Here is a 17,285-nt window from a genome sequence, read left to right as displayed (position 1 = left end):
TGACAAAGCGCGATATACTGTCAAAAATATTTTGACAGTATAAGGCGTAATAATGGTTAACCTACAGCGGACGCAGATGTTTATCGCAGTGGCCGACACCGGCAGTTTTACGGCGGCCGCAGAGGCGATGGGGCTGACAAAAGCGGTGGTTAGCTTCAATATCCGCCAGCTTGAAGATGAGCTGGGCGTTACGCTGCTGCTGCGCTCCACCCGCCGCTTGACGCTAACCGAGGCGGGCGCGCTTTTTCATCAGCGCAGCGTGGCGCTTCTGAAGGAAGCCGAACGGCTGCAGGATGATGTCCGCGCGAATCATGCGGGACTTACCGGTGAACTGCGGATCACGACCACGCCTGAATATGGCTCCCGGGTCGTGGTGCCGCTGCTGGCCAGGTTTAGCCAGCAGCACCCCGATCTTCGCGTCCGACACGTTTCGTCGTCACTGCATGCTGACCTTATCTCGGAGCGTTTTGACGTGGCCATCCGGCTGGGCACGCTTGTCGATTCGCGCAACCACGCCGCACTGATTTCTCACTTTTCTATTCTCCCCGTCGCAACGCCCGAGTGGCTTGTGAGAAACCCGATCGAATCTCTTGCGCAGCTGGCGCAGGCCGACTGGATTATCCACGAGCGCCTGGCCTCACCGCTGCGCTGGCAGGTGAAAAATGCCAGCGGCGCGCCTGAAACGCTCGAGATAAAAAAGGCGCCGCGCCTGTTTGCCGACAGCGCTCAGGCCCTTATGGCTTTTGCGCTCGCAGGCGGTGGGGTGGCGTTACTGCCGGAATGGCTGGTGCGCGATGCGCTTGGTGCGGGAACGCTGGTGACGGTTTTACCGGAGTATACCTTTGCGCGGCAAGGGATCTATGCGGTCTATCCTGATGCCCGGCATGTGCCAGCGAAAGTGCGCACCTTTATCGATTTTATGCGCACCAGCGTGAATTAATCGTGCATCATCTTTTTGATGAGAGCCGAGAACTGCTCCCGCTCGGCCTTGTTAAGACGGCCTAAAAAGGCCTCATCAACCTCATTGCCTACCGGCTTACAGTCTGCAAGCAGGGCCTCACCTTCTGGCGTGAGGAAGACAAAGCGACGGCGCTTATCCGCAGGGTCGTGCTCGCGTTTGACCAGCCCGCGCGCCTCCATGCGGCTGAGCATTTCCGCCAGGGTCGCTTTGGTGCTGACCGCGACTTCAGTCAATGCCACCTGTTCGATGCCCGGATGCTCGGCAATAGAGCGCATCACCGCATACTGCGGCTTGGTCAGCTCCGGCAGGGCATGTTGCCACTTCGCGGTATGCTGTTGAAAAAGCTGACGTAACAGGTGGAACGCCTCTTGTCTTAGTTCCATGAACACTCCGACAGAAAAAATCACCCCCTATGATAGCGGCTAAAGCCCGGGATGATAATGCGGCATTTTTTAGCATTTAGTGTGATCGTATGCGAACGATATTGTCAGAAAAAGTATTCGGGGGTAGTTTATTGATAATGTTCGTACACGAACAAAATGATTGAGGTGATGAATGAGATTGATCGTGGGAATGACGGGGGCAACGGGTGCTCCGCTGGGCGTGGCGCTGCTGCAGGCGCTGCGGGAAATGCCGGAAGTAGAGACGCATCTGGTGATGTCGAAGTGGGCAAAAACCACCATTGAGCTGGAAACGCCTTACGCCGCCCAGGACGTTGCTGCGCTGGCTGACGTTGTCCATAGCCCGGCTGACCAGGCCGCCACCATCTCCTCCGGTTCGTTTTGTACCGACGGCATGATCGTCATTCCCTGCAGCATGAAAACGCTGGCCGGGATCCGCGCGGGCTATGCCGAAGGGCTGGTGGGCCGTGCGGCGGATGTGGTGCTGAAAGAGGGGCGTAAGCTGGTGCTGGTGCCCCGTGAAACGCCGCTCAGCACCATTCATCTGGAGAATATGCTTGCGCTCTCCCGCATGGGCGTGGCGATGGTGCCGCCTATGCCTGCGTATTACAACCATCCGCAAACCGCCGATGACATCACCCAGCATATTGTGACCCGCGTGCTTGACCAGTTTGGCCTGGAGCATAAAAAGGCGCGCCGCTGGAACGGGTTGCGGGAGGCGAAACATTTTTCACAGGAGAATAAAGATGGCATTTGATGATTTGAGAAGCTTCCTGCAGGCGCTCGATGAGCAAGGGCAACTGCTGAAAATTGAGGAAGAGGTTAACGTCGAGCCCGATCTGGCGGCGGCAGCCAACGCGACCGGCCGCATCGGTGACGGCGCCCCCGCGCTGTGGTTCGACAATATTCGCGGGTTTACCGATGCCCGCGTGGTGATGAACACCATCGGCTCCTGGCAGAACCATGCCATTTCGATGGGGCTGCCGGCGAACACCCCGGTGAAAAAGCAGATCGACGAGTTTATCCGTCGCTGGGATAAATTTCCTATTGCGCCAGAACGCCGCGCCAATCCGGCCTGGGCGCAGAATACGGTGGACGGCGAAGACATTAACCTGTTCGATATTCTGCCGCTGTTCCGTCTGAACGACGGAGACGGGGGTTTTTATCTCGATAAAGCGTGCGTCGTCTCGCGCGATCCACTTGACCCGGATAACTTCGGCAAGCAGAACGTTGGCATCTACCGCATGGAAGTGAAGGGCAAGCGCAAGCTCGGCCTGCAGCCGGTACCGATGCACGATATTGCTCTGCATCTGCACAAAGCCGAAGAGCGTGGCGAAGACCTGCCGATTGCCATTACCCTCGGCAACGATCCGATCATTACGCTGATGGGCGCGACGCCGCTGAAATACGATCAGTCAGAGTATGAAATGGCCGGCGCGCTGCGTGAAAGCCCATATCCGATTGCCACCGCGCCGCTGACCGGCTTCGACGTGCCGTGGGGTTCTGAAGTGATCCTGGAAGGGGTGATTGAAGGCCGTAAGCGCGAAATTGAAGGGCCGTTCGGCGAGTTTACTGGGCACTACTCCGGTGGTCGTAACATGACGGTTGTGCGTATCGACAAAGTTTCTTACCGCACCAAACCGATTTTCGAATCCCTTTATCTCGGTATGCCGTGGACCGAGATTGATTATCTGATGGGGCCAGCCACCTGCGTGCCGCTCTACCAGCAGCTGAAAGCGGAATTCCCGGAAGTGCAGGCGGTGAATGCGATGTATACCCACGGTCTGCTGGCGATTATCTCCACCAAAAAACGCTACGGCGGTTTTGCCCGCGCGGTCGGCTTGCGCGCCATGACCACGCCGCACGGCCTGGGCTACGTGAAGATGGTGATCATGGTGGATGAGGATGTCGACCCGTTCAACCTCCCGCAGGTGATGTGGGCGCTGTCATCGAAGGTCAACCCGGCAGGCGATCTGGTGCAGTTGCCGAACATGTCGGTGCTGGAACTCGATCCTGGATCCAGTCCGGCGGGCATTACCGACAAACTGATTATCGATGCGACCACGCCTGTCGCACCGGACACCCGTGGCCACTATAGCCAGCCGGTACAGGATCTGCCTGAAACCAAAGCCTGGGCTGAAAAACTGACCGCGATGCTGGCTTCACGTCAATAAGGAGGAAAAGATGATTTGTCCACGTTGTGCCGATGAGCATATTGAAGTGATGGCGACGTCGCCGGTGAAAGGGGTCTGGACCGTTTACCAGTGCCAGCATTGTCTGTATACCTGGCGAGATACCGAACCGTTGCGTCGTACCAGCCGCGAGCATTACCCTGAAGCGTTCCGCATGACGCAGAAGGATATTGACGAGGCGCCGCAGGTGCCAACGATCCCGCCGCTGCTGTAAAGACAGCCCGGTGGCGCTGCGCCACCGGGCAAAGACCGCAGAAAACTAAACCAGACTCTTCAGGCGATAAATCCACTCCAGCGCCTGACGCGGCGTCAGTGAATCCGGATCGAGGTTTTCCAGCGCTTCCACAGCAGGCGATGTCTCTTCCGCTGGCACCAGCAGCGACATCTGCGTACCATCAATCTGCGTCGCCGCCGCATTCGGTGACAGGCTTTCCAGCTCACGCAGTTTCTGACGCGCGCGCTTGATCACCTCTTTCGGTACGCCAGCCAGCGCCGCAACGGCCAGACCATAGCTTTTGCTTGCCGCGCCATCCTGCACCGTGTGCATAAAGGCGATGGTGTCGCCGTGCTCCAGCGCATCAAGGTGGACGTTAGCCACGCCTTCCATTTTCTCCGGCAGCTGCGTCAGTTCGAAGTAGTGGGTGGCGAAGAGCGTCATGGCCTTGATTTTATTCGCGAGGCTTTCCGCACAGGCCCATGCCAGCGACAGACCATCGTAGGTTGACGTTCCGCGTCCGACTTCGTCCATCAGCACCAGGCTGTGCTCCGTCGCGTTATGCAGAATGTTTGCCGTTTCAGTCATTTCGACCATGAAGGTTGAGCGACCGCTCGCCAGATCGTCCGCAGCTCCGACACGGGTAAATATGCGGTCGATGGGGCCGATCTCCACGTTTTGCGCCGGAACGTAGCTGCCGATATAGGCAAGCAGGGCAATCAGCGCCGTCTGACGCATATAGGTACTCTTACCGCCCATGTTCGGACCGGTAATGATCAGCATTCTTCTCTGCGGCGACAGGCTCAGCGGGTTGGCGATGAACGGTTCGTTCAGCACCTGCTCGACCACCGGGTGACGGCCTTCAGTGATGCGAATGCCGGGCTTGTCGGTAAAGGTCGGGCAGGTGTAGTTCAGCGTTTCCGCACGCTCTGCGAGGTTCACCAGCACGTCCAGTTCCGCCAGCGCGCTGGCGCTCAGCTGCAGGTCGGCCAGGTGCGGCATCAGCATATCAAACAGCTCTTCATACAGCTGTTTTTCCAGCGCCAGGGCTTTCCCTTTCGAGGTGAGGACTTTGTCCTCGTACTCTTTCAGCTCGGGAATGATGTAGCGTTCAGCGTTTTTCAACGTCTGGCGGCGCACGTAGTGAATCGGTGCCAGGTGGCTCTGCCCGCGGCTGATTTGAATGTAGTAACCGTGAACCGCGTTATACCCCACTTTCAGGGTGTCGAGCCCAAGACGCTCGCGCTCGCGGATCTCCAGCTTATCGAGGTAGTCCGTCGCACCGTCGGCCAGCGCGCGCCATTCGTCCAGCTCCTCGTTGTAGCCCGGAGCAATCACGCCGCCATCACGCACGAGAACCGGAGGCGCATCAATGATGGCGCGTTCAAGCAGCTCGCGGAGTTCGGAAAATTCGCCCATGGTTTCGCGGAGTTTCTGTACCGGCGCGCTGTCAACGTCGCTCAGCTGCGCACGAAGTTCCGGCAGCTGCTGGAAAGCATGACGCATCCGAGCAAGATCGCGCGGTCGCGCCGTGCGCAGCGCCAGACGGGCCAGGATACGTTCCAGATCCCCCACCTGGCGCAGGACAGGCTGCAGCTCGGTATAGCGATCCTGCAGGGCGGCAATCGTCTGCTGACGGCAAACCAGCGTTGCGGTATCGCGAATCGGCATATGCAGCCAGCGTTTCAGCATACGGCTGCCCATTGGCGTGACCGTATTGTCGAGGACCGACGCCAGCGTATTTTCTACGCCGCCCGCGAGGTTCTGCGTGATCTCCAGGTTACGGCGAGTGGCGGCATCCATGATGATGCTGTCCTGCTGGCGCTCCATGGTGATAGAGCGGATATGCGGCAGGGCGGTGCGCTGGGTATCTTTAACGTACTGCAGGAGGCAGCCTGCCGCACACAGCCCGCGCGGAGCGTTTTCAACGCCAAAGCCAATCAGATCGCGGGTGCCAAACTGCAGATTCAGCTGCTGGCGCGCGGTATCAATTTCGAATTCCCACAGCGGACGGCGGCGCAACCCGCGACGACCTTCAATCAGCGCCATTTCGGCGAAATCTTCGGCGTAGAGCAATTCTGCCGGGTTGGTGCGCTGCAGTTCGGCAGCCATCGTTTCACGATCGGCCGGTTCACTCAGACGAAAACGCCCGGAGCTGATGTCCAGCGTCGCGTAGCCAAACCCTTTGCCGTCCTGCCACAGCGCGGCCAGCAGGTTGTCCTGGCGTTCCTGAAGCAGGGCTTCATCACTGATGGTGCCAGGCGTGACGATGCGCACGACCTTGCGTTCCACCGGACCTTTTGAGGTCGCGGGGTCGCCGATCTGTTCGCAGATGGCGACAGACTCACCCTGATTCACCAGTTTCGCCAGGTAGTTTTCTACCGCGTGGTGCGGAATACCTGCCATCGGGATGGGTTCACCTGCCGATGCGCCACGTTTGGTCAGCGAGATGTCGAGCAGTTGCGATGCGCGTTTGGCATCGTCATAAAACAGCTCGTAAAAATCGCCCATACGGTAAAACAGCAGGATTTCCGGATGCTGTGCCTTCAGCTTCAGATACTGCTGCATCATCGGCGTATGTGCGTCGAAATTGTCGAGTGTGCTCATGGAGTTATGATGTCCATTTCTTTGAATATAAACCGTTTTGAGCGGCTCAGAGGCCGTTTGTTCCTTCTATTGTCGCATGAAAAAAAGGTACGGCGCAGAAAAATGTCGTCGCTTTACGAGGCATCTTCCGACATTAACTCAATGACTATTTTTCCATGCTCGACGCCCACTCGAACCCTGGAGTGGGTGGTAAACCCAGCCTGTTCAAGCCAGTCTCCTTTTAAGCTCAGCGCCGCATGCACGCTGTAGCGCTTCGGTATCTTGGTATTGCGGTCTTCATGGCGCTTTCTGAAATATCCCACTGTTAAATGGCGATAGGGTTTGTTGATAGCGAGTTCTTGCATAGGGTCTCCCGACAACACGGATAAAAGTCATCACTAATGCCTGTATAAAATACCAGTGATTGCCGGGCGGTGCAGGGATAAAACTGGAATCAGGCTTCAGAAAACCGCATGCAACAACTGAAATCCCGCATTGAAAGGTGTATTATTTTTGCACTTTATTGTTTGGTAAGTCGCTATGTCCGGTAAACGAATTTCTCGCGAAAAAGAGACCATCGCGAAAATGATCGCGCTGTATCAGAAGCAGTGTCCTCAGGCCTCTGTGGAAGACGGGCACTATCAGGCGCTGAATGCCTATGCCGATAAGCGCCTGGATAAGTGCGTTTTTGGTGAGGAAAAGCCTGCCTGTAAGCAATGTCCGGTCCACTGCTACCAGCCTGCAAAACGCGAAGAGATGAAGCTGATTATGCGCTGGGCAGGCCCGCGTATGTTATGGCGTCACCCCATTCTGACCGTCCGCCATCTGATTGATGACCGTCGTCCCGTGCCGGAGCTGCCGGAAAAGTATCGTCCGAAAAAGTGACCGGTTCAGCTTCTGAGCGGGCGGCAAATAACGTTCAGGGCCAGCGCGCTGCAGAGTGGGAAAAGAGCCAGCAGCAGCCAGGGATACATCGCCTGCGTTGAGGGTACCAGCGCGCGATCCAGCAGGCTACCAAACAACAAGTTTCCTGCCAGTACCGCGATGCCGCCAGCGGTGGCGAGTGCGCCATAGTGCGCCCCCAGCGTGGACTCCTCGGCAAACCTCGGGATCAGATCCTTTGCCGAGGGTACCAGCAGCATCTGCCCCAGCGTCAGCAGCGTCACGAAACAGACTGACGGCAGCAGGCGCAGCCAGCCCTCTGGCGGTGCCGTCGACGCAAATATTGCCACGCTTGCAAAGGCGGCGGAGAGCAGCAAAAAGCCCACCGGCAAGATCCTCACCGCGCCCACGCGCCGGGCGAAACGCGCCAGCGGCAGCTGTAAGGTGATGATCAGAACGGAGGCCAGCATAAAAAGCGGGCCGAGATCTTTCTCGTTACCGCCAGAGCGCTGGATCTCTACCGGCAGCGCCAGATAGAGCTGGTTATAGCTTAAAAGCCACGAACTGTAGGCAATAATAAATGCGACAAAGCGGGGCTGGCGGAACGTCGTCCACCAGGGAACGAGCTTCAGCGTCCGCGCGGCGTGGCGTGACGCGGGCAGGCAAAAGTAGAGAACCACCAGCGCAACGAGAAAGACCCCCGCGCCCGCCAGCGCCACCTGACGAAAGCCCAGGCCGGTTAGCAGGGCGCCGGCGACCGGGCCCAGTACGGCACCGAGTTCCCCGCAAACCGCAAAGAGCGCGAACCACTCCGCCCGGCTTCGTTTACCTTTCGCCTCGCTGTGCGTGCCCGCTTTCGCCAGCAATGCCTCAATAGACGGAGAAAACAGCGCGCCGCCAATGCCTGTCAGACACGCGCCCAGAATAATCGGCCACAGCGATTCCCCGAGGGCCAGCAGCAGATAACCTGAAACACGAACAATACAGCCGCTCAGGATAATCACTTTCGCGCCAAACCGGTCCGAGAGGGCACCACCGACGATAAACATCCCCTGTTGCGAGAACGTGCGCAGGCCGAGGATCAGCCCGATCAGCCCGCCGGAGAGCAGCATGTCGTCGCGCAGGAATATCGCCAGGAAGGGAACAACGGCGTAAAAGCCAATGTTAAAAACAAACTGGCTACCCAGTAAAACGGGCGGCCAGAGCATGGTGGCAGGGCGAAGGGGCATCGTTGGTCACTCGCCCCTAAACGATAAAATGAATGTGCTTTTTGCCATGGAACGGTGAGATCTCGATTTTGGTTTTGACCCGGAAGACGTCCCAGAGCAACGACTCGGATAAGATATCCTGCGGTGTCCCCGTCGCCACAATTTGCCCTTTCTGCATGACTATCAGCGAGTCGCAGAACATCGAGGCGTGGTTGAGATCGTGTATAGCGACAATGCTGGTGACCGGTAATTCGCTGATCAACTGCATCAGCTGCATCTGATGATGAATGTCCAGGTGGTTGGTCGGTTCATCCAGCAGGATTTCCGTCGGGGTCTGGGCCAGCGCGCGGGCAATGTGGACGCGCTGGCGCTCGCCGCCGGAGAGGCTCAGCCAGCCCTGGTCGCTTTTATCCAGCATATCCACGCGCTGCAGAGCGGCGGTGACGGTCTCGTCATCGTGCGTGCTCCAGTTGGAAAAGGCGGAGTGGTGCGGAATACGCCCAAGTTTCACCACGTCGCGCACGCGCATATTGGCGTCCGTCATACCGTGCTGCTCGACAAAGGCCACCCGTCGCGCCAGCTGCTTTTTGGCGATGCTGCAGATGTCCTGACCGTCCAGGGTAACGCGGCCAGCATCCGGGCGACGCAGACCCGCGAGGATACGTAAAAGAGACGATTTACCGCAGCCGTTAGGGCCAAGCAGCCCTACCGTTTCGCCCCGTGACACCTTCAGCGAGACGTCATTAACGATGACTTTTTTGCCGACCTTCCAGGTAATATTTTCCGCGCAGATGCTCATCACTTATTCCTTGAACGGTAGATAATCACGGCAAAGAAGGGGACGCCAACCAGCGCGGTGACCACGCCGACGGGCAGGCTTTGCGGCGCAATCAGCATGCGTGAGGCAATGTCTGCCAGCACCATCAGGATCGCGCCTGCCAGCGCGCTGGCAATCAGCAGCGTGCGGTGCAGCGGCCCGAACAGGAAGCGCATGACGTGCGGCACCACCAGCCCGACAAAGCCGATTGACCCCGCCATGCTGACGATGGTCGCGGTGATAAGTGCGGTAGTGGTAAAGAGCGCCAGGCGCACCCAGGGAACAGCAATGCCAAGCGACGCCGCGGCGTCGTCACCGAACGTAAAGGCATCCAGCGCACGGGAGTAGTAGAGGCAAATGGCTAATCCAATCAGCACCACGACAAGTGCCAGCTGGAACTCGGGCCAGCGTACGCCGCTGAAGCTGCCCAGCAGCCAGAACATCACGTCGCGCGCCTGCTGGGCGCTGGCGGAGGTGCTGATGGTATAGGCGGTAATGGCGTTGAAAAGCTGCGAGGCGGCAACGCCTGCCAGAATAGTACGTTCATTCCCGCCGCGCGCGCCGTTCGTCAGAAATGCGACAAACGCAAACGCGGCGAACGCCCCGGCAAAGGCCCCGGCAGAGAGCGACACCGCACCGGTGCCGATCCCCAATACGACAACAGAAACCGCCCCGGTCGACGCGCCCGCGGACACGCCGAGCACGTAGGGTTCCGCCAGCGCGTTCTTCAGCAGGCTCTGCAATACGGCACCACAGATGGCCAGCCCCGCGCCGCAGCAGGCCGCAACCAGCGCGCGGCTCAGGCGAAAGTCCCAGATCACGCTCTCATAGATACGAGTGAGCGGAATATCGGTGAGCCCCATTTTATTGCTGATAGCGTAAAACACGTTATCCAGCGGGATGGACAGTTCGCCGACGCTGACGCTCAGCGCGATAACCAGAAATAGCAGGACGAAGGCGAGCAAACACGAGGTCGTCAGAACCAGGCTCTGCCGGGCCTGAAGAACGGCGGTGGTCATCAGTTCAGCCCCAGCTTTCTGAGCTGTTCGCCTACCTGCTCAGCCCCGTAAATCGTGCGAATCGTCGGGTTCATGGCCTGACCGTCCATCACCACGATATGACCTTTTTTCACCGCGTCCAGCTGGCTGACGGCCGGATCGTTTTTCAGGAATTTGATTTTCTCTTCCGCGTTATCCAGCGCCCAGCGGTTGCGATCCAGGCTCGAGACCACAATCACATCCGGATTGGCGGCAATAATGCTCTCCCAGCCCACGGTTGGCCATTCGGTCTCGGAGGTGATGGCGTTATGGCCGCCCATCAGGCTCGCAATAAACCCGGAGGGGCTATTTTTACCGCCGACGTAGGCGTCCGCAGAGGGGGAGGAGCTGGAGAACCAGAAGACAAACGAGAGGTCTTTTTTGCTCTTGCCGAATTCCTTACGCAGGTCGGCCTCTCGTTTTTTGAAATCGGCAATCACGGCCTGACCGCGGTCTTCAACGTTAAAGATTTTGGCGAAGTCCTCAATCTCCTGATAGAGATACGTCATATCCCACAGCTTCTGGCGGCTGCCGTACATATCGCCGGTGGCTTTTTTGGTCGCGCACATGCCCGGCGATACGTAGCTGTTCACGCCCAGGGTCATCAGGTCTTCGCGTTTTGCGACCTTACTTTCAGGCCCCAGCAGCAGCGGGGACTGCGCCGGGACAAAGTCAGGATTTTGCGCAAGCACGGATTCAAGGGTAGGGATTTCGACCGTCAGGGTTTTGATTTTTGCGTTCTGTTCAGCGAGCTGCGGCAACACTTTCGTCGGCCAGAAGGCGCTGGCCTTCACCTTATCTTCCAGCCCCAGCAGGAGCAAGATTTCGACGGTATTCTGGCCCAGGGCCACCACGCGTTCCGGCGCTTTGGTGAATGTCTCTTTATAGCCACAGTTTTCAATCGTCAGAGGATATGTGGTTGCCAGAGCAGAACTGACCGACGCAACCGCCAGGCCTAACGCGCAGATGACCTTCTTCATGAAACGCTACCCTTCATTAAAATTATTTTTGATGCAAATGAAACTCATTATTAAGGCGGAATTTTATACAGAGGAAACGATTTTGTGTCAATGAGGGACAATCGCGCAGGGTAACAAAAGGCGGTGTCAGAAAAACACCGCCGGAATAAGGCCTTAAATGAGGCTCTCTTTTTCAATACCGAGACGCTTCATGCGCGACAGCAGGGTGGTGCGTTTTAACCCCAGGCGCTGGGCGGCACCTTTCGGCCCGGCGACCACGCCGTTGGTCTCTTTGAGTACGCGCATAATGAGCTGATATTCATCTTCTCCCTCTTTCGCCGTCTCGGCGGCGGGCACGCTCACGTCAGGCAGCGTCACTTCAGGAAGGGAGAGCTGCAGCACATTGCCGCGCGTCAGCAGCACCGCGCGTTCAATGACGTTTTCCAGCTCGCGCACGTTGCCGGGCCATTCCATCGATGAAAGGGTACGCAACGTCTCGGCAGGAATGCTGTCGATGTTTCGCCCCATCCGACGCGCGATCTTGGCGGTAAAGGCTTTGACCAGCAGGGGGATATCTTCCGGGCGCTCGCGCAGCGGCGGCAGGAAGATCGGGAAGACGTTCAGGCGATAGTAGAGATCGCTGCGAAACTCGCGGTCGGCGACCATTTTTTTCAGGTCGCGGTTAGTCGCGGCAATCAGCCGCACGTCGGTCTGGATAAGCTTGTTGCTGCCAAGACGTTCAAACTCCTGCTCCTGCAGGACGCGCAGCAGTTTCGGCTGTAGCTCCAGCGGCATATCGCCCACTTCGTCAAGGAACAGCGAGCTTTTGTCTGCCAGCTCAAAACGGCCCAGCCGCTGGCTGCTGGCCCCGGTGAATGCGCCGCGCTCGTGGCCGAACAGGTCACTTTCCAGAAGCCCTGCGGGCATCGCGGCGCAGTTCATCTTCACCATCCGACGGCTGTTGCGGTTGCTCAGGTTGTGGATGGCGCGGGCAATCAGCTCTTTACCCGTACCGGTTTCGCCCAGTATCAGCACCGTGCTGTCGCTCTGCGCCACCATCTCAACCTGCTTGAGCACGCTGTACATGGCGTCGCTGCGCCCGATGATTTCACCAAACTCGCTGTCCACGTTGTTGAGCTGTTCGGTCAGGGCCAGGTTTTCATCCACCAGCCGCTCTTTCAGACGGTGGATCTCCTGATAGGCGAGGGCGTTATCGAGCGCGATGGAGATACGCTCGGCGATCTGACGCAGCAGCTTCAGGTTGGCGGTGGTGAACACGCCTTCCTCGCACTGTGCCAGCTTCAGCACGCCCAGCATGGTGTTGCCGGACATCAGGGGCAGCAGGCACAGGGTCTGGATTTTGTTGCCCCAGGTGTTGAACAGCATCCGCTCGTACGGCGCGACCGGATCCTGCTCGTTGAGGTTGATCAGGAGGATCTCTTTGCTTTTGAAGACCCGTTCAGAAAGAGTGCCCGCTTCATCCACCTCGCTCTGCTCGTGCGCCGGGTTGGCTTCATCAAGATAATGCGTGGAGTAGATGTTCAGCTTGCCCTTGCGATGCCCGCGAAGCGCAATGCTGATGGCATCGATTTTGAAATAGTGGTGGATCTCTTTCGAGACTTCGCTGACCAGCTCATCCATGTCCAGGCGGGAGAGTACGGCGTTGGTGATGGCGACCAGAATGCGGAAGTTGTCGCGTTCGCGGCTGAGCAGGTCGTAATCCACGTTATTCGTCACTCGGCTTTGGATCTGCTCCGCGACGACGGCCACTATCTGGGTAAAGGTGTGCAGGCGCTCGTATTCCGCCTCGCTCCAGGGCTGGTCGGTCGTGCGGATAAACTCGCATCCGCCAAAAATCTGGCCCTCTGCAGCCAGCGGCAGCATGCAGTAATGCCCGAACGGCTGATAGAGGTTGCTCTGCGCGAGCCGCGGCCACGCCTGTTGAAATTCCGCAAAGTTGCAGTGCAGCACTTCAGGTCTGGAGAGAATGCGGCGCACCGGGCCATGCGCGAGATACGTTTCGTCTTCGTATTCAAACGTTTTGCCATTATCACGCGTTGAGAAGTAGCTCGCGCGCTGCGTTCCGCTATGCCAGAGCACAATCGCGGCGCTGTCCGCCAGCGCTGATTGCCTGACCAGCCGCGTCAGGGCATCGCTCAGCGCGCCGAGATCGGGTTGCTGTAAAAGTGTGCGCGTAATGTCAAACAGACCCTGCTGTCCAAGATCGCTCATCGGTGTATACGGCATAGTGCTTTCCAGTAGAAACGAGCAAAAAAATCCATGCTGGCCGCTTGTGGCGCGGCCTAGCAAATACGGGGTAAGGGTTCAGCGTGCGGCAGATCCAGCGTGCGCTTCACGCCATAAAGTCCGGTCAGGCGCACCCCTTTGCGCTCAACCACTTCACCAATCATCGCCGCCTCTTTTCCTGACGGATGAGCCTGCAGCTGTTCAAGAACAGCTTGTGCCGCGGCCCGTTCAACGCCAATCACCAGCTTGCCTTCGTTTGCAAAGTTGAGCGGGTCCAGACCCAGCAGTTCGCAAAGCCCGCGAACGGCGGGCTTAACGGGCAGGCTGCGCTCGGTGAGTTCAATCCCGTACCCGCAGCTTGCCGCAAACTCGTGAACCACGGCGTTGACACCGCCTCGCGTGGCGTCACGCAGGGCCTTCACGCCGGGAATACCGCGCAGCGTCTGAATCAGCGGGGTGAGTACCGCGCAGTCGCTGCGCAGTTCGCCGTCCAGCCCCAGGCCTTCGCGCAGGTTCAGGATGGTCGCCCCGTGGCAGCCCAGCGTGCCGGTCACGATCAGCACGTCGCCCACGCTGAGGCGCTGCGCGCCCCAGTGAATATCGGGGGGGATCGCGCCCATTCCGGCGGTGTTGATAAACAGCTTGTCGGCCGCGCCGCGCTGCACCACTTTGGTGTCGCCGGTGACGATAGCTATCCCCGCCTCGCGCGCGGTCTGCGCCATGCTGTTGACCACGGCCGCGAGCGTCTCCATCGGTAATCCCTCTTCAAGGATAAACCCGCAGGAGAGGTAGCGCGGAACGGCGCCGCTGACGGCGACGTCGTTCGCCGTGCCGCAGACGGCGAGCTTGCCGATATCGCCGCCCGGGAAGAACAGCGGATCAATGACGTAGCTGTCGGTGGAGAAGGCCAGCCTGTCGCCCTGGGCGGTGAGGGTGGCGAGGTCAATGCGCGCCTGGTCTTCCTGTTCGGCGAGCCAGGGGTTGTTAAAGGCCTCCATAAACAGCCGGTTAATCAGCTGCTGCATCGCCTGTCCGCCGCTGCCGTGCGCCATTTCAACCGTATTCATGCTTCACTCTCCTGGTTGCGATACTGATACCACGCGGCACACGCCCCTTCGGAGGAGACCATCAGCGCGCCAAACGCCGTTTGCGGGTTACAGGTATTGCCAAATAACGGACACTGGTGCGGTTTGCATTTGCCGGTGAGCACCTCGCCACAGCGTGCCCGGGGATCGTCGCAAACCTGCTGCGGCTGCGGGCGGAAATGCGCTTCGGCGTCGAACGCGCGATAGGCTGGCGTCAGGCGCACGCCGGATTCGGCAATCAGCCCCAGACCACGCCACTCGCTGTCGCCCTCAACGCTAAATACGTCGGCTATCGCCTGCTGCGCCCGTTCATTTCCCGCATCCGGCACCACGCGGCGGTACTGGTTTTCGACCGCGCTCAGGGCTGCTATTTTCTGCTCAACCAGCATGGTGACACCTTGCAGTAGATCAAGTGGTTCGAAACCAGCGACCACTAACGGACGATTGTACTGTTCAGCGATAAAACCGTAGGCGTCTGTGCCAATCACCATGCTGACGTGGCCCGGTGCCAGAAAGGCGTCAATGCCGTTGCCCGGCTCTTCCAGCAGGCTGCGCAGGGTGGGGATGAGCGTAATGTGCTGGCAGAAGAAGAAAAAATTTTCGACGCCGCGCGCTTTCGCCTGCTGCAGCGTGATGGCGGTGGCGGGCATGGTGGTTTCAAACCCCAGGCCAAAAAACACCACCTTGCGCGCGGGGTTATCCGCTGCCAGCGTCAGGGCATCCATCGGCGAATAGACGATCCGGATGTCTGCGCCGCGCGCTTTCGCCTGCAGCAGCGAACCATTTTTCCCCGGCACGCGCATCGCGTCGCCAAAGGTGCAGAAAATGACGTCGGGCTGGCTGGCAATTTCAATACAGCTGTCGATGCGCCCCATCGGCAGCACGCAGACCGGGCAGCCGGGGCCGTGGATAAACTCAATGTTTTCCGGCAACAGCTGGTCGAGGCCAAATTTGAAGATGGCGTGCGTGTGCCCGCCGCACACCTCCATGATCCGCAGCGGCCTTTCTTTCGTGTAGTCCAGCCGCGCTGCGCGCGTTTTCAGGTGGCCAATAAGCTGCAGCACCTGCTCCGGCGCGCGGTATTCATCAACGTAACGCATGATTACCGCTCCTCGCCGTACAGCAGCGCGCCCACGTCAGGCTCCACGTCGAACATATTTTGCAGGGCGTCGAGCGTGTCGCGGGCTTCCGCTTCGTTAATCACGCTCATGGCGAACCCCACGTGGACCAGCACCCACTGTCCGAGACGCGAAGCGCCGCTTTCATCGGTGCTGCCCACCAGCGTCAGGTCGACGTCGCGCAGGATGCCGCAAACCTCGACTTTGGCCTGATTACCGTCGATGGCGTGAATTTGTCCCGGTACGCCTATGCACATCGTTCGCTCTCCAGCCAGTGTAGCCAGCCGTCCATGCCGTCGCCGCGCGTGGCGGAGACCAGCAGGATCTCAATCTCCGGGTTCACCTCGCGGGCATACGCCACGCACTTATCCACGTCGAAATTCAGGTACGGCAGCAGGTCGACTTTGTTCAGCAGCATGATGGACGCGGCGGCAAACATGTGCGGGTACTTCAGCGGCTTGTCTTCGCCTTCGGTCACCGAAAGCACCGCAACCTTGTGTCGTTCGCCGAGGTCGAAGCTCGCCGGGCAGACGAGGTTGCCGACGTTTTCAATAAACAGGATGCCGTTATCCGCCAGCGGCAGGCGCGGGGCAGCGTCGGCAATCATCTGCGCATCGAGGTGGCACCCTTTACCGGTGTTGACCTGAATCGCCGGGGTGCCGGTTTCGCGAATGCGAGCCGCATCGTTAACGGTTTGCTGGTCGCCTTCGATCACCGCGCAGGAGACAAGCCCGTTCAGGCGCTTGAGCGTTTCGGTCAGTAGCGTGGTTTTGCCGGATCCGGGGCTGGAGACAAGGTTCAGCGCCAGCTGTTTGCGGGTGGCAAAGCGGGCGCGGTTGCGGGTGGCGATCTGGTTATTCTTGTCCAGCACGTTGATTTCCACCTCCAGCATCTGGCGCTGGCTCATGCCCGGCGCGTGGGTGCCTGCTTCGCCGTGGCCGTAATGCAGGTCGCCCGCATCGGAGCGTTGCGGCGCAAAGGTAATGCCGGTCAGGGCTGCCGCAGGGCGCGGTGCGGGGGAAAAGGGCGCGGAGCGAAACGCGGAGTGGGGGCGGTGTTCATCCCCTTCTATATACAGGTTGCCTTCGGCGCAACCGCAGGTACTACACATACTTTACTCCTTCTCGATTTCGAGGCGTTGGATCTGCATGCCGTCATCCGCCACGATGCGCAGACCGGTGCTCTGACACTGCGGGCAGCGCTGTACCTTTGATGACACCAGGGTGACGTACTGCTGGCACTGCTCGCACCAGCACTCCGCCTGCTGTTCTTCAATATGCAGTTCGCAGCCTTCCGCCAGCGTGCCGCGGCAGACCAGCTCAAAACAGAAGGTCAGGGCGCTGGTCTCGACGCAGGAAAATGCTCCGACCTTCAGCCAGACGCCGGTGACGCGTTTCGCGTGGTTTTGCACTGCCTGCTGTTCGATAAGTTCCAGAGCCCGCTGGCAGAGGGTGATTTCGTGCATGACGCCTCCTCAATGAATTGCCCCGGTAATGCAATAACGGTGCCAGCTTGATTTTTGTTAAGGCGTGACGATGTCAACGCTGTCGAAATGACACGTCGACACCGCGGTGTTGA

At 58.9% G+C, this 17,285-nt stretch carries 18 protein-coding genes; 5 read left to right on the top strand and 13 right to left on the bottom strand.

All coding sequences use genetic code 11. From position 1 onward, the window contains the following. Positions 1-52: 52 nt before the first annotated feature. Positions 53-940, top strand: coding sequence for a LysR family transcriptional regulator (locus tag ELK40_RS18215; RefSeq protein WP_127732144.1), 888 nt, complete (start codon positions 53-55; stop codon positions 938-940). Here the strand turns inward: ELK40_RS18215 and ELK40_RS18210 are convergent. Next, positions 937-1,344, bottom strand: a complete 408-nt coding sequence (locus tag ELK40_RS18210; RefSeq protein WP_008499596.1) for a MarR family transcriptional regulator — start codon at positions 1,342-1,344, stop codon at positions 937-939. The two genes, ELK40_RS18215 and ELK40_RS18210, sit on opposite strands and share 4 nt — an antisense overlap. A gap of 172 nt (positions 1,345-1,516) precedes the next feature. Between ELK40_RS18210 and ELK40_RS18205 the strand changes: the two genes are divergently transcribed. The 3 genes from ELK40_RS18205 to ELK40_RS18195 are packed head-to-tail and all read left to right on the top strand — an operon-like array spanning position 1,517 to position 3,768. After that, the gene (locus ELK40_RS18205) at positions 1,517-2,119 is read left to right on the top strand and encodes a non-oxidative hydroxyarylic acid decarboxylases subunit B (protein ID WP_127732142.1); all 603 of its coding nucleotides are present in this window, start codon (positions 1,517-1,519) and stop codon (positions 2,117-2,119) included. After that, on the top strand, positions 2,109-3,536 hold the full coding sequence (locus ELK40_RS18200; protein ID WP_127732140.1) for a non-oxidative hydroxyarylic acid decarboxylases subunit C: 1,428 nt from the start codon (positions 2,109-2,111) through the stop codon (positions 3,534-3,536). Before ELK40_RS18205 ends, ELK40_RS18200 begins: the two co-directional genes overlap by 11 nt. Positions 3,537-3,546: 10 nt before the next feature. Further along, the gene (locus ELK40_RS18195; RefSeq protein ID WP_003862116.1) at positions 3,547-3,768 is read left to right on the top strand and encodes a non-oxidative hydroxyarylic acid decarboxylases subunit D; all 222 of its coding nucleotides are present in this window, start codon (positions 3,547-3,549) and stop codon (positions 3,766-3,768) included. Positions 3,769-3,813: 45 nt separating this feature from the next. Here the strand turns inward: ELK40_RS18195 and mutS are convergent, their stop codons facing one another. Beyond that, positions 3,814-6,375 (bottom strand): DNA mismatch repair protein MutS, encoded by a 2,562-nt coding sequence (mutS, locus tag ELK40_RS18190; RefSeq protein ID WP_127732138.1) that lies wholly within the window; start codon positions 6,373-6,375, stop codon positions 3,814-3,816. 113 nt (positions 6,376-6,488) lie between these two features. Next, the gene (locus tag ELK40_RS18185) at positions 6,489-6,719 is read right to left on the bottom strand and encodes a SymE family type I addiction module toxin (RefSeq protein ID WP_045908493.1); all 231 of its coding nucleotides are present in this window, start codon (positions 6,717-6,719) and stop codon (positions 6,489-6,491) included. Between the two features lie 175 nt (positions 6,720-6,894). Between ELK40_RS18185 and ELK40_RS18180 the strand changes: the two genes are divergently transcribed. Further along, positions 6,895-7,239 carry a nitrous oxide-stimulated promoter family protein gene (locus ELK40_RS18180; protein WP_111965467.1) on the top strand — a complete coding sequence of 115 codons (345 nt, stop codon included), beginning with the start codon at positions 6,895-6,897 and terminating at the stop codon, positions 7,237-7,239. 5 nt (positions 7,240-7,244) lie between these two features. On the opposite strand, the gene ELK40_RS18175 is transcribed toward ELK40_RS18180, so the two are convergent. The 10 genes from ELK40_RS18175 to hypA form a co-directional block, all read right to left on the bottom strand. Then, the gene (locus ELK40_RS18175) at positions 7,245-8,465 is read right to left on the bottom strand and encodes an MFS transporter (protein WP_127732136.1); all 1,221 of its coding nucleotides are present in this window, start codon (positions 8,463-8,465) and stop codon (positions 7,245-7,247) included. Between the two features lie 16 nt (positions 8,466-8,481). Next, positions 8,482-9,243, bottom strand: coding sequence for an ABC transporter ATP-binding protein (locus tag ELK40_RS18170; protein ID WP_111965469.1), 762 nt, complete (start codon positions 9,241-9,243; stop codon positions 8,482-8,484). Continuing rightward, on the bottom strand, positions 9,243-10,280 hold the full coding sequence (locus tag ELK40_RS18165) for an iron ABC transporter permease (RefSeq protein WP_111965470.1): 1,038 nt from the start codon (positions 10,278-10,280) through the stop codon (positions 9,243-9,245). Before ELK40_RS18165 ends, ELK40_RS18170 begins: the two co-directional genes overlap by 1 nt. Then, entirely contained in the window at positions 10,280-11,278 is a 999-nt protein-coding gene (locus ELK40_RS18160) for an ABC transporter substrate-binding protein (protein WP_127732134.1), read from the bottom strand. Before ELK40_RS18160 ends, ELK40_RS18165 begins: the two co-directional genes overlap by 1 nt. A 153-nt stretch (positions 11,279-11,431) precedes the next feature. Further along, the gene (gene flhA, locus ELK40_RS18155) at positions 11,432-13,504 is read right to left on the bottom strand and encodes a formate hydrogenlyase transcriptional activator FlhA (protein WP_127732132.1); all 2,073 of its coding nucleotides are present in this window, start codon (positions 13,502-13,504) and stop codon (positions 11,432-11,434) included. A gap of 56 nt (positions 13,505-13,560) precedes the next feature. Next, positions 13,561-14,571 carry a hydrogenase expression/formation protein HypE gene (gene hypE / locus ELK40_RS18150; protein WP_111965473.1) on the bottom strand — a complete coding sequence of 337 codons (1,011 nt, stop codon included), beginning with the start codon at positions 14,569-14,571 and terminating at the stop codon, positions 13,561-13,563. Beyond that, complete coding sequence (hypD, locus tag ELK40_RS18145) at positions 14,568-15,689, bottom strand: hydrogenase formation protein HypD (protein ID WP_127732130.1); 1,122 nt, start codon at positions 15,687-15,689, stop codon at positions 14,568-14,570. The genes hypE and hypD overlap by 4 nt, the downstream gene beginning before the upstream one ends. 2 nt (positions 15,690-15,691) lie before the next feature. After that, positions 15,692-15,964 (bottom strand): HypC/HybG/HupF family hydrogenase formation chaperone, encoded by a 273-nt coding sequence (locus ELK40_RS18140; protein WP_047650282.1) that lies wholly within the window; start codon positions 15,962-15,964, stop codon positions 15,692-15,694. After that, entirely contained in the window at positions 15,955-16,818 is an 864-nt protein-coding gene (gene hypB, locus ELK40_RS18135; protein ID WP_127732128.1) for a hydrogenase nickel incorporation protein HypB, read from the bottom strand. The genes ELK40_RS18140 and hypB overlap by 10 nt, the downstream gene beginning before the upstream one ends. Positions 16,819-16,821: 3 nt before the next feature. After that, positions 16,822-17,172, bottom strand: a complete 351-nt coding sequence (hypA, locus tag ELK40_RS18130; RefSeq protein ID WP_047173498.1) for a hydrogenase maturation nickel metallochaperone HypA — start codon at positions 17,170-17,172, stop codon at positions 16,822-16,824. Positions 17,173-17,285: the final 113 nt, after the last annotated feature.

This window comes from Enterobacter sp. N18-03635, assembly GCF_004006055.1.
GTDB lineage: Bacteria > Pseudomonadota > Gammaproteobacteria > Enterobacterales > Enterobacteriaceae > Enterobacter > Enterobacter vonholyi.
This window is presented reverse-complemented; position numbering and strand designations above follow the sequence as displayed.

Coding starts and splice junctions, on each gene's coding strand:
- ELK40_RS18215 (WP_127732144.1), top strand. CDS start 53: ATGGTTAACCTACAGCGGACGCAGATGTTTATCGCAGTGGCCGACACC.
- ELK40_RS18210 (WP_008499596.1), bottom strand. CDS start 1,344: ATGGAACTAAGACAAGAGGCGTTCCACCTGTTACGTCAGCTTTTTCAA.
- ELK40_RS18205 (WP_127732142.1), top strand. CDS start 1,517: ATGAGATTGATCGTGGGAATGACGGGGGCAACGGGTGCTCCGCTGGGC.
- ELK40_RS18200 (WP_127732140.1), top strand. CDS start 2,109: ATGGCATTTGATGATTTGAGAAGCTTCCTGCAGGCGCTCGATGAGCAA.
- ELK40_RS18195 (WP_003862116.1), top strand. CDS start 3,547: ATGATTTGTCCACGTTGTGCCGATGAGCATATTGAAGTGATGGCGACG.
- mutS (WP_127732138.1), bottom strand. CDS start 6,375: ATGAGCACACTCGACAATTTCGACGCACATACGCCGATGATGCAGCAG.
- ELK40_RS18185 (WP_045908493.1), bottom strand. CDS start 6,719: ATGCAAGAACTCGCTATCAACAAACCCTATCGCCATTTAACAGTGGGA.
- ELK40_RS18180 (WP_111965467.1), top strand. CDS start 6,895: ATGTCCGGTAAACGAATTTCTCGCGAAAAAGAGACCATCGCGAAAATG.
- ELK40_RS18175 (WP_127732136.1), bottom strand. CDS start 8,465: ATGCCCCTTCGCCCTGCCACCATGCTCTGGCCGCCCGTTTTACTGGGT.
- ELK40_RS18170 (WP_111965469.1), bottom strand. CDS start 9,243: ATGAGCATCTGCGCGGAAAATATTACCTGGAAGGTCGGCAAAAAAGTC.
- ELK40_RS18165 (WP_111965470.1), bottom strand. CDS start 10,280: ATGACCACCGCCGTTCTTCAGGCCCGGCAGAGCCTGGTTCTGACGACC.
- ELK40_RS18160 (WP_127732134.1), bottom strand. CDS start 11,278: ATGAAGAAGGTCATCTGCGCGTTAGGCCTGGCGGTTGCGTCGGTCAGT.
- flhA (WP_127732132.1), bottom strand. CDS start 13,504: ATGCCGTATACACCGATGAGCGATCTTGGACAGCAGGGTCTGTTTGAC.
- hypE (WP_111965473.1), bottom strand. CDS start 14,571: ATGAATACGGTTGAAATGGCGCACGGCAGCGGCGGACAGGCGATGCAG.
- hypD (WP_127732130.1), bottom strand. CDS start 15,689: ATGCGTTACGTTGATGAATACCGCGCGCCGGAGCAGGTGCTGCAGCTT.
- ELK40_RS18140 (WP_047650282.1), bottom strand. CDS start 15,964: ATGTGCATAGGCGTACCGGGACAAATTCACGCCATCGACGGTAATCAG.
- hypB (WP_127732128.1), bottom strand. CDS start 16,818: ATGTGTAGTACCTGCGGTTGCGCCGAAGGCAACCTGTATATAGAAGGG.
- hypA (WP_047173498.1), bottom strand. CDS start 17,172: ATGCACGAAATCACCCTCTGCCAGCGGGCTCTGGAACTTATCGAACAG.